We start from the raw sequence: 11,716 nt of genomic DNA, 5'->3' as shown, positions 1-11,716 counted from the left end.
GGGTGCTCGTCTTCGCCGCCTCCGACAAGGGGGGCACCGGGCGGTCCGTCACCAGCGCCAACCTCGCCTACCACCGCGCGCTGGACGGGGACGACGTCTGCTACCTGGACTTCGACTTCGGCTCACCCACCGCCGCCGCCGTGTTCGACCTCCCCGACGTCCTCTCCGAGGCCGAGGGCCGCGGCCTGCACTCCTACCTGAAGGGCAAGACCGGCGAACCCCTCCGGGTCGACGTCTGGGCCCGCACCGAACACCCCCACCTGCGCAGCAGGCCCGGCGGATCCGGGCGGCTGGTGCTGCTGCCCGGAGACCGCACCGGCGGTGAATTCGTCACCGACGACGAGAACCTGCACCGGTGCGTGGACCTCGTGCTGCGACTGAAACGCGAATTCGACGTCATCATCGTCGACCTGAGCGCCGGACGCAGTTATGCGATGGACCTCGCACTCGCCGCCACCTCACCGCGCGGGGGACTCGGACGCCTGAAAACCCGTTGGCTCGTCTATCACCGCTGGACCCGTCAGCATGTGATGGCGGCCGCCGAACTCGTGTACGGGAAACAGGGCATCGTGCAGGCCGGCATCTCCATGGGCCACGACTCCGACGCGCTTTCCGCCGCGATCCGCTTCGTCCGGGCCGCCGTACCGAATCTCGAGTCGCCCCTGTGGTCGCAGGTCTCACCCGCGCAGTACGCGTGGATGCGGCAGTGCGACACACAACTCGAGGAAATCGCGGCCGGCCGCGGGATCGGCAAGACCCGGGTGCTGTCGGCCATTCCCCTGGAACCCGTCCTGCAGTGGCAGGAACGGCTCATCACCGACGAGGACGTGCACGACCGCCGGATCGCCCATGTCGAGACCTGGCAGAAGATGGGCGAGCTCGCACAACGCCTCACCGACGACAAGTACTGGGGGCAGTTGTGAGCGGACCGGACACCGTCTTCCGGGAGACCAGCGCACAGCCGCGCACCGAATCCGTTCCCTTCTCCCATCTCTCCCTGGAACTCGGCCACTTGTACATGGAGGACTTCGCCGAGGGCTCCGACCGGCTGCGCCGCCACTTCGCCGCCGTACGGCCCTGGGTGGAGGCCGCCCGGGCCGGCGTCGGCCCGCTGCCGGCGGGCAAGCGGCCCCGGATCAGCACCTGCTTCCTGATCGACGACTACTTCAGCCGCCTGTCCACCCCCGCCGAGCTGATACCCCCGCTGCTGGAGGCCGCCGCCGCGGCCGGCCTCACCATCGACTACCTGGCCCGTGAGTCCGGCTGCGCCGTCGCCGAGCCGGGCCGCCGGGACCGCGCCGAACCCGCCGAGTCCGTCCTGCACCGGCTGGTGGAGTCCCCGCCGCCCGGAAGCAACGGCTTCCGCCCGCCCGTCAGCCGCACCGGCTGGCTCACCAACGGCCGGCGCGCCCCCACCCACCGCCGCTCCGCCGCCCTGGACTCCACCGGCACCGTCTGGGAACCGCCCAGCGAGACCGGTGCCCGCGGCCACTCCGTCTTCATGGACGTCGAACTGTGGAGCGGACCCGAGGACGAGCGCACCTGGTCCTGCGCCTTCCTCGCCTCCGTGTGGCAACTGGTCCGGCTCGGGCTGCTGCGCGACAACGGCCGCGCGGTGCTCACCCCGGCCCCGTGGGACGCCAAGGAGTTCCCCGCCGAGTGGGACGCCCTGCCGCCCGTCGTCCGCCTCAACCCGCTGGCGGCCCCCTTCACCGCGTACGCCACGTGCAGCATCCTCCCGGCCCGGTTCCTGCCCGTGGAGCACGCCGTACGCGTCATCCTCGACCAGGTCCACGTCGAGGCCGAGGCGTTACGCCAGGTCGCCGAGCGCTCCTCAGGCGAGGGTTTCCCCGTCCCCGCGGGCGTCGTGGACCGCACCTCCTACGTGTTCCCGCCGGGGCTGTGACATGGACGCCCCGGGGAAGACCAGCGACGCCCTCCTCGCCTGCGGGGAGGTCCGCACGTGCCTGCTGCCCACCCGGGACGCGGTGGACGAGCAGGCCGCCGAACGGCTGCTGCGGCTGCGCGCCGACGAACGCGTCCGGCTCTCCCGGCGCCCCAACCGGTACGCCGTCTCCCCGGACGTCCTCACCGGCGTCGACTGCCGCCTGCCCACCGCGGGCGGCTCCAGGACCCGCGCGGTCGGCACGGTGACCACCCGGGCGGCCCTCGTCGAGGGCCGGGTGCTCCAGGCCACCGCCCACTTCTCCGCCCCCGCCACCGGCCCCGACCGGCGCCGGCCCTGGGGCTACTACCTGGTCCGGCCCGGCGTCCTGGTCCCGGTCGGCTCCGTGTCCCACAAGGCCCTCGCGGAGGGCTTCCTGGCCGGACACCGGCACGACGAGCTGGACGTCGGCTCGATCGCCGAGGGCCAGCTGTCACGCATCTCGCGCCTGCTGCTGGACTCCTTCGACCCGCCGCTCACCACGATCGACACCCGGGTCCGCTGGGCCGCCTCGCCCGACCCGGCCGGCGAGGAGCCGCGACTGCGCTTCACCGTCGCCGACGACGGCCTGCGCACCCTCGCCCTGCGGCTGCCGCCCGGCATCGAACCGGCCGCGGCGGCCGCGCTGTGCGAGGACCTCGCCCTGCACGACTGGCTGCTGACCAACGTCGTCGACAAGCTCGACGGCCTCCGGCTCGGCTCCGCGGACGGCAGGGCCGTCCTGAAGGTCCTGCGCCCGCTCGTCGACCACCTGCTGCACCTGTGGCTGCCCAAGGCCCGCGTCGAGCCCTTGCTGGAGCCCCTGTGGGACGCGCTGGAGAAGGAGCCCGGGTTCAGCCGCCAGTGGGAGACCCTGGTGCGACGCGTCCGGGACCAGCTGCTGCTCCAGGCCATCCTCACCCAGCGGGACGCCCTCGGCGCCTCGCTGACGACGTCCTGACGACGTCGTCGAGCAATCCGTACGACCAAAGGTCCGCGCACGATCCCGACGGGGGGAGAAAGAGAGATGAGCGCACCGACGCGATCCAACGGTGACAGCGCACGGCAGTTGACCCTGAAGCTCCTGGTCACCGTGGTGGTGGGTGGGGTCGTCTACGTCCTCACCAACGTCCTGCTGCGGGAGGAGGAGGGGCCGTGGGAGCTGCTGCTGTCGGTGCTGTGCGGCGGCACGGTGCTGATCGTGCAGTTCATGGCCTCCTTCGTGAACCAGCTCAGCGAGTTGAAGGACGTCGTGGAGAAGCGCTTCGCCGACATAGGCGAGGCCACCAAGCTCTTCAACGAGGTGGAGAAGCTGCGCGGCGACGGGGTGCCGCGGCTCGCCGAGCACGCCACCAAGGTCGTCTCCATGGGACCCGAGATCCTGCACGAGTTCGCGCACGAGGAGATCAACCGCCTCGCCGGCCAGATGGAGAAGCTGACCAACCTCAGCGCCGACTGCGCCGGGGAGAACCACGACTGGCTCATCAACCTCACCAAGGGCACCAGGAGCAGCATCGACGCCGTCAGCACCACCGTCGTCGACGACGGCTTCTGGAACAGCGAACCGGCGGGCCGCTACATCACCGCGCAGCGCGAGGCGATCGACGAACGGCACGTCATGGTCCGACGCGTGTTCATCATGAAGGAGGGCCAGGACCGTGACTCGCTCGAGGCCCTGGCCGCGATCTGCAAGGAGCAGGGGGAGATGGGCATCCAGGTCCGGGTGGTGCCCCAGGAGAGGATCGCCCGCCGGATCGGCCGGGGCAAGATGATCGACTTCATCCTGTTCGACCGGGCGATGTCCTACGAGATCAAGGCGGACCTGGACGGGGGAATCTCGTCGACGACGGTGAACGCCGGCGTGAGCGACGTCCAGACCCTGATCCGCCGGTTCAGCATGATCTGGGACGCCGCCAAGGACCCGAACGACGAGCCCGCTCTGAACGGTCTGCCGGACGGCCTGCCCGACGGCGTCCCCGTGCTCACCAACGGGACCAACGGGACCAACGGCACCGACCCGGACGCCGCGTGAGGTGTCCGGGCCGGCCCCGCCCCCCGGTCGCTCAGCCGAGCGTGGCCGCCAGCAGCGCGGCCGTCTCGACGATCAGGTCGTGGTCGTAGGCGGCGTCCCGGTCCGGCTTGGTGAGCTGGACCACCAGTACGACCGGGGCGCCGTCCGGCGTCCAGGCGATCCCGGCGTCGTTGTTCGCGCCGTACCAGCCGCCGCCGGTCTTGTCGGCGACCGTCCAGGTGGGCGGCAGCCCCTTGCGGAAGCGGTTGAAGCTCGTCTGGTTGGCGAGCATCCACTGCGTCAGCCGCCGCCGGTCGCCGGCCTCCAGCGCGCCGCCGAGCACCAGCCGGGCGTAGGAGCGGCCGATGGCGTACGGGCTCGTGGTGTCCGTCACCCGCCACGGCTCGGCCGAGTTCAGCTCCGGCTCCCAGCGGTCCAGACGGGTGACCCGGTCGCCGATCGAGCGGGCGAAGCGGGTGATCGCCGCCGGGCCGCCCAGCTCCCGCAGGAGCAGGTTGGCGGCCGTGTTGTCGCTGCGGCAGATGGCCGCCTCGCACAGCTCGGCGACCGTCATGCCGTCGGCCACGCGCACCTCGGTGACGGGGGAGTTGTCCACCACGTCGTCGGCCGTGTAGTGGACGCGGCGGGCCAGCACCTCGCCGTCCCCGTCCAGGTCGCGCAGGACGGCGGCCGCCGCGAGGACCTTGAACAGCGAGCAGACCGGGAAGCGTTCGTCGGCCCGGTGGCGCACCGAGCGCCGGGTACGGACGTTGTGGGCGAAGACCCCGAGGCGGGCGCCGTGCCGCTCCTCCAGCGCGCGCAGGCGGACGGTGACGTCGTCCTCGGCGGCATGGGCGGCGCCGCCCGCGAGCCCGGTCAGCACGGTGGCCGCGGTGGCGGTACCGGCGGTGAGGAGGGTGCGGCGGGTCGTCGGAGTGTGCGTGAAGCCCAAGATCGTTCTCTCCTTCGGTCGGGGAAGGTGGTCCGCGTCGTCTGCGGGGCGATCTTCCGTGTCCCCTCGGTGACGGACGCCCCCTCCCCGCGCCCGGTTGCGAGCAGCAGCGGGCGGCGTCGCCCGCGGGAGCGGGCCGGCGAGGGCCGTGGCGGTCCACGACCGCCCGCTTCCCCCGGGACCGAGGCAGCCGGGAGGAGGCGTGGTGGCGGCGCGGGGGCCGGGACGTTCGGGCGGCTCGCCGGCCGCGGCCGACATCACACGGCGGCGGCACCGGCGCCTTCCCGGAGGCGCCGGTGCCGCCGCAGGACGCGATCGTCGCGAACGGACCTCCGGCCGGCCGGGCCCCGTCGGGCCGGCGCTCGTGGGGGTGCCGCACACGGCTCCGGCGTAGGCGAGAATGGCCCCATGAGCCTGTTCCGTGACGATGGTGTCGTGCTGCGCACCCAGAAACTGGGCGAGGCGGACCGCATCATCACGCTGCTCACGCGGGGTCACGGGCGGGTGCGGGCCGTGGCGCGGGGGGTGCGGCGGACGAAGTCCAAGTTCGGGGCCCGGCTCGAGCCCTTCTCCCACGTCGACGTGCAGTTCTTCGCGCGGGGGAGCGAGCTGGTCGGGCGGGGGCTGCCGCTGTGCACCCAGAGCGAGACCATCGCGCCGTACGGCGGCGGGATCGTCAGCGACTACGCCCGCTACACCGCGGGCACGGCCATGCTGGAGACCGCCGAGCGGTTCACCGACCACGAGGGTGAGCCGGCGGTGCAGCAGTACCTGCTGCTCGTCGGGGCGCTCAGGACCCTCGCCCGCGGCGAGCACGCGCCCCACCTCGTCCTCGACGCCTTCCTGCTGCGCTCGCTCGCCGTCAACGGCTACGCGCCCAGCTTCGGCGACTGCGCGAAGTGCGGCATGCCCGGGCCGAACAGGTTCTTCTCGGTGGCCTCCGGCGGATCCGTCTGCGTCGACTGCCGGGTGCCCGGCAGCGTCGTACCCTCGCCGCAGAGCCTGGAACTCCTCGGCGCGCTGCTCACGGGAGACTGGGAGACCGCGGACGCGTGCGAGGCGCGGTACGTCCGGGAGGGCAGCGGACTGGTGTCCGCCTACCTGCACTGGCATCTGGAGCGCGGCCTGCGCTCCCTTCGGTACGTGGAAAAGTAAGCAGTAGAGGAGACGAGAGGCACATGGTCGTACGCGGGTTCCTGGGGCGGCAGCGTCGGGAGTACAAGGCACCGGAACCGCACCCGTCCGGGGCCCGCGCGCCCAAGCTCCCCGGTGAACTGGTCCCCGAGCACGTGGCGATCGTCATGGACGGCAACGGCCGCTGGGCCAAGGAGCGCGGCCTGCCGCGCACCGAGGGGCACAAGGTCGGCGCCGAGCGCGTCCTCGACGTGCTCCAGGGCGCGGTCGAGATCGGTGTGCGGAACATCTCCCTGTACGCCTTCTCCACCGAGAACTGGAAGCGCTCGCCCGACGAGGTGCGCTTCCTGATGAACTTCAACCGCGACTTCATCCGCAAGACCCGTGACCAGCTCGACGAGCTCGGCATCCGGGTGCGCTGGGTGGGCCGTATGCCCAAGCTGTGGAAGTCGGTCGCCAAGGAGCTCCAGATCGCGCAGGAGCAGACCAAGGACAACGACCGGCTCACGCTGTACTTCTGCATGAACTACGGCGGCCGCGCGGAGATCGCCGACGCGGCGCAGGCGATGGCGGAGGACGTGAAGGCCGGGCGGCTCGACCCGTCGAAGGTGTCGGAGAAGACGTTCGCGAAGTACCTGTACTACCCGGACATGCCGGACGTCGACCTGTTCCTGCGGCCCAGCGGCGAGCAGCGCACCTCCAACTACCTGCTCTGGCAGAGCGCCTACGCCGAGATGGTCTTCCAGGACGTCCTGTGGCCGGACTTCGACCGGCGCGACCTGTGGCGGGCGTGCGTGGAGTTCGCCTCGCGGGACCGGCGCTTCGGCGGCGCGATCCCGAACGAGGAGCTGCTGGCCATGGAGGGCGGGCAGGAGTAGAAGGGGCGGGCTCGGGGGGCGCGCCGCGCCCCGGGCCGGTCAGGTGCCGGCCGCCGCGCAGTCCGAGCAGGTGCCGAAGATCTCCACCGTGTGCGCCACGTTCACGAAGCCGTGCTCGGCGGCGATGGCCTCGGCCCACTTCTCCACGGCCGGGCCCTCGACCTCGACCGCCTTGCCGCAGGCCCGGCAGACGAGGTGGTGGTGGTGTTCGCCGCTGGAGCAGCGGCGGTAGACGGACTCGCCGTCGGAGGTGCGCAGGACGTCGACCTCGCCGGCGTCGGCGAGGGACTGGAGGGTGCGGTAGACGGTGGTCAGCCCGACGGAGTCACCCTTGTGCTTGAGCATGTCGTGGAGTTCCTGAGCGCTGCGGAACTCGTCGACCTCGTCGAGCGCCGCCGCCACGGCGGCACGCTGCCGCGTGGCGCGGCCCTTCACGGGCGATCCAGCGGTCGTCACCGTTGCCTCCTCACGTCTGCGCTTGCCGGGCCATTGTGCCAGCCCGGACTGTGCGCGGTCAGACGCCGACCCCGTCGTCCGCCTTCCGCGTGGCCGGAATCGCGCACTCCGCGGGATCCCCGGCGGGATGCGCGGCGGCGAGCGCGCGGGCGCGCCGCCGGGCCAGCGGGGCCGCCAGCGCGGTCAGCGCGACGAAGGCGGCGATGGTCAGCAGCACGATCGTCGCGCCGGGCGGGACGTCCTGGTAGTACGAGGTGACCGTGCCGCCGATGGTCACGGTGATGCCGATGGCGACCGCGATCGCGAAGGTCGCCGCGAAGCTGCGGCTGAGCTGCTGGGCCGCCGCCACCGGCACCACCATCAGCGCGGAGACGAGCAGCAGGCCGACCACGCGCATCGCCACGGTCACCGTGACCGCCGCCGTGACCGCCGTCAGCAGGTTCAGGGCGCGCACCGGCAGCCCGGTGACGCGCGCGAACTCCTCGTCCTGGCTGACCGCGAACAGCTGCCGGCGCAGCCCCAGGGTGACGAGGACCACGAAGGCCGCGAGCACGCAGATCGCCGTCACGTCCGACTCCGACACCGTCGACAGCGAGCCGAACAGGTACGAGTTCAGGTTGGCGTTGGAGCCCGTCGGCGCGAGGTTGATGAACATCACGCCGCCGGCCATGCCGCCGTAGAAGAGCATCGCCAGGGCGATGTCGCCGCGGGTGCGGCCGTACCAGCGGATCAGTTCCATCAGGACCGCGCCGAGGACGGAGACGGCCGTCGCCATCCACACCGGGGACCAGGACAGCAGGAAGCCGAGGCCGACGCCGGTCATCGCGACGTGGCCGATGCCGTCGCCCATGAGGGCCTGGCGGCGCTGCACGAGGTAGATGCCGACGGCCGGGGCCGTGATGCCGACCAGGACCGCGGCGAGCAGCGCCCGCTGCATGAAGGCGTAGTTCAGGAAGTCCATCAGCTCAGCAGTCCCGTGCGGATCGGTTCGGCGCCCGCCGGTGCGTGCGGGTGTACGTGGTCGTGGCCGGGCAGCGCGTGCTGGCCGACCGCGCGCGGGGGCGGGCCGTCGTGCGTGACACAGCCGTCGCGCAGGACGACCGCCCGGTCGATGAGGGGCTCCAGGGGGCCCAGTTCGTGCAGGACGACCAGGACCGTGGCGCCCTGCGCGACCTGCTCCCGCAGGGTCCGCGCCAGGACCTCCTGGCTGGCCAGGTCGACGCCGGCCATCGGCTCGTCCATGATCAGCAGCTCGGGATCGGCGGCGAGGGCGCGGGCGATGAGCACCCGCTGGTGCTGGCCGCCGGAGAGGGCGTTGACGGAGTCCTTGGCCCGGTCGGCCATGCCGACGAGGTCCAGGGCGCGCCGTACGGCTTCGTGGTCGGCCTTGCGCAGGACGCCGAAACGGGCCCGGGACAGGCGCCCGGAGGAGACGACCTCGGTGACGGTCGCCGGGACGCCCCCGGCGGCGGTGGTGCGCTGCGGTACGTAGCCCACGCGGCGCCAGTCCCTGAAGCGCCGGCGGTCCGTGCCGAACAGCTCGATCGTCCCGGCGGTGACCGGAACCTGGCCGATGACGCTGCGTACGGCCGTGGACTTGCCGGAGCCGTTCGCGCCGAGCAGGGCGACGACCTCACCGCGGTGCACGGTGAGGTCGATGCCGCGCAGGACGGGGCGCGAACCCAGCTCCGCGCGGACACCGCGCAGCGATATGACGGGTTCGGGCTTGGTGTCCATGACGCCCTCCGTGACGATCACTTGGTTCCCAGGGCCGTCTGCAGCGCCTTGAGGTTGGCTTCCTGGACCGCGAAGTAGTCCGTGCCGCGGGACTTGTCGGTGATGCCCTCGATCGGGTCGAGGACGTCCGTCCTCAGGCCGGCGTCCTTGGCGATGGTCTTGGCGGTCTTGTCGCTGACGAGCGTCTCGTAGAACACGGTCGTGACACCGTCGGCCTTGGCCATCTTCTCAAGGTCCTTGACGCGCGCGGCGCTGGGCTCCGACTCGGGGTCGAGGCCGCTGATGGCCTCCTCGGTCAGCCCGTAGCGCTCGGCGAGGTAGCCGAAGGCGGCGTGGGTGGTGATGAAGACCTTGGTCCTCGTGTTCGCCAGACCTGTCTCGAACTGCGTGTTCAGGGCGTCGAGCTTGGCGACGAGGGCGGCGGTGTTCTTCTTGTAGTCGGCCGCGTGGTCCGGGTCTGCCTTCTCGAAGGCGGCGCCGACGCCCTTGGCGACCTCGGCGTACTTGACCGGGTCGAGCCAGATGTGGGGGTCCTTGCCGCCCTCCTCCTCGTGGCCGTGCTCCTCCTCGTGCTCGTCGGCGTGGCCGCCGACCTCGGTGCCGTGCTCCTCGAGCGAGGTGAGCGTCGCGGCGTCGATCTTCGTCTTGACCCCGGACTGGGCCACGGTGTCGTCGACGGAGGGCTGGAGGTTCTTGAGGTAGAGGACCGCGTCGGCCTTCTCGACCTGGACGCGCTGCTGGGCGCTGATCTCCAGGTCGTGGGGTTCCTGGCCGGGCTGGGTGAGGCTGCTGACCTTCACGTGGTCGCCGCCTATCTGCTCGGCGAGGAAGGCCATCGGGTAGAACGACGCGACGACGTCGAACTGGTCCGAATCGCCGGCCGCGGCGCTCTCGCCGGAGCAGGCGGTGAGGACGGAGAGGCCGAGGGCGGTGGCCGCCGCGACCGCGGTGCCCGGTATGAGTCGTCGTACGTTCATGACAGTCATTTTCAACAAATATGGAAACCGTTGTCAACAATGGCGGGGGTAAGGCCCGGGTAAGGGCTGTGAGCGGTACCGATTTGGCCGAGGGGGAGCCCCCGCCGGTACCCTGAAGCATTCGCTGGAAGCATCTCGCTTCGTCGCCCGTCGTCGTTATGAAGAGAGCACCGTGGCCGCCGACAAGATCGACACCATCGTCAGCCTGAGCAAGCGCCGTGGCTTCGTATTCCCCTGTAGTGAGATCTACGGCGGCCAGCGCGCCGCCTGGGACTACGGACCGCTGGGTGTCGAGCTCAAGGAGAACCTGAAGCGCCAGTGGTGGCGCTACATGGTGACGTCGCGCGAGGACGTGGTCGGCATCGACTCGTCCGTCATCCTGGCCTCCGAGGTCTGGGTCGCCTCCGGTCACGTCGCCACCTTCACCGACCCGCTCACCGAGTGCACCTCCTGCCACAAGCGGTTCCGCGCGGACCACCTGGAGGAGGCCTACGAGGCCAAGCACAAGCGCCTGCCGGAGAACGGCCTGGCGGACGTGAACTGCCCCAACTGCGGCAACAAGGGCCAGTTCACCGAGCCCAAGCAGTTCTCGGGCCTGCTCTCCACCCACCTCGGCCCGACCCAGGACAGCGGCTCCATCGCCTACCTGCGTCCCGAGACCGCCCAGGGCATCTTCACCAACTTCGCCCAGGTGCAGACCACTTCGCGCCGCAAGCCGCCGTTCGGCATCGCCCAGATGGGCAAGTCCTTCCGCAACGAGATCACGCCCGGCAACTTCATCTTCCGCACCCGCGAGTTCGAGCAGATGGAGATGGAGTTCTTCGTCAAGCCGGGCGAGGACGAGAAGTGGCAGGAGTACTGGATGGAGCAGCGCTGGAACTGGTACACCGGCCTGGGTCTCCGTGAGGAGAACATGCGCTGGTACGAGCACCCCAAGGAGAAGCTCTCCCACTACTCCAAGCGCACCGCCGACATCGAGTACCGCTTCCAGTTCGGCGGCAACGAGTGGGGCGAGCTGGAGGGTGTCGCCAACCGCACCGACTACGACCTCTCGGCCCACGCCAAGGCCTCCGGCCAGGACCTCTCCTACTTCGACCAGGAGGCCGGCGAGCGCTGGACGCCGTACGTCATCGAGCCGGCGGCCGGTGTCGGCCGCGCGATGCTCGCCTTCCTGCTCGACGCCTACGTCGAGGACGAGGCGCCCAACGCCAAGGGCAAGCTGGAGAAGCGCACGGTGCTGCGCCTCGACCACCGTCTCGCCCCGGTGAAGGTCGCGGTGCTCCCGCTGTCCCGCAACCCCGAGCTGTCGCCCAAGGCCAAGGGCCTCGCCCAGACGCTGCGCCAGAACTGGAACATCGAGTTCGACGACGCGGGCGCGATCGGCCGCCGCTACCGGCGCCAGGACGAGATCGGCACGCCGTACTGCGTGACCGTCGACTTCGACACGCTCGAGGACAACGCGGTGACGGTGCGTGAGCGTGACTCGATGAAGCAGGAGCGCGTGTCGCTGGACCAGATCGAGGGCTACCTGGCCGGACGTCTGATCGGCTGCTAGCTCCTTCGCCTCCGGGCCGGCGTCCGTCCGGCCCGGCGGTCCGCCGGCCGCGGCGTCGTCGTGGCTGTCGCTCAGTTCCCCGCGCCCCCGAC

General features: G+C 71.2%; 12 protein-coding genes. 7 read left to right on the top strand and 5 right to left on the bottom strand.

Translation table 11 applies throughout. From position 1 onward, the window contains the following. The first annotated feature begins 2 nt into the window (after positions 1-2). The 4 genes from ACIBBD_RS03200 to ACIBBD_RS03185 all read left to right on the top strand — a co-directional run bounded on the left by ACIBBD_RS03200 (position 3) and on the right by ACIBBD_RS03185 (position 3,956). Complete coding sequence (locus ACIBBD_RS03200; protein ID WP_399417535.1) at positions 3-923, top strand: SCO2523 family variant P-loop protein; 921 nt, start codon at positions 3-5, stop codon at positions 921-923. Then, the gene (locus ACIBBD_RS03195) at positions 920-1,906 is read left to right on the top strand and encodes an SCO2522 family protein (protein ID WP_399417534.1); all 987 of its coding nucleotides are present in this window, start codon (positions 920-922) and stop codon (positions 1,904-1,906) included. Before ACIBBD_RS03200 ends, ACIBBD_RS03195 begins: the two co-directional genes overlap by 4 nt. A 1-nt stretch (position 1,907) precedes the next feature. Further along, the gene (locus tag ACIBBD_RS03190) at positions 1,908-2,885 is read left to right on the top strand and encodes an SCO2521 family protein (RefSeq protein WP_399417533.1); all 978 of its coding nucleotides are present in this window, start codon (positions 1,908-1,910) and stop codon (positions 2,883-2,885) included. A gap of 66 nt (positions 2,886-2,951) precedes the next feature. After that, a complete protein-coding gene (locus tag ACIBBD_RS03185) occupies positions 2,952-3,956 on the top strand; it encodes a hypothetical protein (protein WP_399417532.1) in 1,005 nt (334 codons plus the stop codon). A 31-nt stretch (positions 3,957-3,987) separates the two neighbouring features. Here the strand turns inward: ACIBBD_RS03185 and bla are convergent, their stop codons facing one another. Further along, positions 3,988-4,887, bottom strand: a complete 900-nt coding sequence (gene bla, locus ACIBBD_RS03180; protein ID WP_399417531.1) for a class A beta-lactamase — start codon at positions 4,885-4,887, stop codon at positions 3,988-3,990. Positions 4,888-5,295: 408 nt separating this feature from the next. Between bla and recO the strand changes: the two genes are divergently transcribed. Both recO and ACIBBD_RS03170 read left to right on the top strand, forming a co-directional pair. Continuing rightward, a complete protein-coding gene (recO, locus tag ACIBBD_RS03175) occupies positions 5,296-6,042 on the top strand; it encodes a DNA repair protein RecO (protein ID WP_399417530.1) in 747 nt (248 codons plus the stop codon). Between the two features lie 23 nt (positions 6,043-6,065). Beyond that, positions 6,066-6,899: an isoprenyl transferase gene (locus ACIBBD_RS03170; protein WP_399417529.1), complete on the top strand. Its 834-nt coding sequence runs from the start codon at positions 6,066-6,068 to the stop codon at positions 6,897-6,899. A 39-nt stretch (positions 6,900-6,938) separates the two neighbouring features. Here the strand turns inward: ACIBBD_RS03170 and ACIBBD_RS03165 are convergent, their stop codons facing one another. Genes ACIBBD_RS03165 through ACIBBD_RS03150 form a run of 4 tightly spaced genes read right to left on the bottom strand, consistent with a single transcriptional unit; the run spans position 6,939 to position 10,069 of the window. After that, positions 6,939-7,355, bottom strand: coding sequence for a Fur family transcriptional regulator (locus ACIBBD_RS03165; protein WP_399417528.1), 417 nt, complete (start codon positions 7,353-7,355; stop codon positions 6,939-6,941). A gap of 58 nt (positions 7,356-7,413) precedes the next feature. Further along, positions 7,414-8,316 carry a metal ABC transporter permease gene (locus ACIBBD_RS03160; protein WP_399417527.1) on the bottom strand — a complete coding sequence of 301 codons (903 nt, stop codon included), beginning with the start codon at positions 8,314-8,316 and terminating at the stop codon, positions 7,414-7,416. Further along, the gene (locus ACIBBD_RS03155) at positions 8,316-9,092 is read right to left on the bottom strand and encodes a metal ABC transporter ATP-binding protein (RefSeq protein ID WP_399417526.1); all 777 of its coding nucleotides are present in this window, start codon (positions 9,090-9,092) and stop codon (positions 8,316-8,318) included. Before ACIBBD_RS03155 ends, ACIBBD_RS03160 begins: the two co-directional genes overlap by 1 nt. 17 nt (positions 9,093-9,109) lie before the next feature. After that, on the bottom strand, positions 9,110-10,069 hold the full coding sequence (locus ACIBBD_RS03150) for a metal ABC transporter substrate-binding protein (protein WP_399417525.1): 960 nt from the start codon (positions 10,067-10,069) through the stop codon (positions 9,110-9,112). Between the two features lie 172 nt (positions 10,070-10,241). On the opposite strand from ACIBBD_RS03150, the gene ACIBBD_RS03145 reads away from it, so the two are divergent. Then, positions 10,242-11,624 (top strand): glycine--tRNA ligase, encoded by a 1,383-nt coding sequence (locus ACIBBD_RS03145; RefSeq protein ID WP_399417524.1) that lies wholly within the window; start codon positions 10,242-10,244, stop codon positions 11,622-11,624. The last annotated feature ends 92 nt before the right edge of the window (positions 11,625-11,716 follow it).

The organism is Streptomyces sp. NPDC051315, assembly GCF_044455165.1.
Taxonomy (GTDB): domain Bacteria; phylum Actinomycetota; class Actinomycetes; order Streptomycetales; family Streptomycetaceae; genus Streptomyces.
Note: the sequence above shows the minus strand (reverse complement) of the source record. Positions and strands in the feature narration are given on the sequence as shown.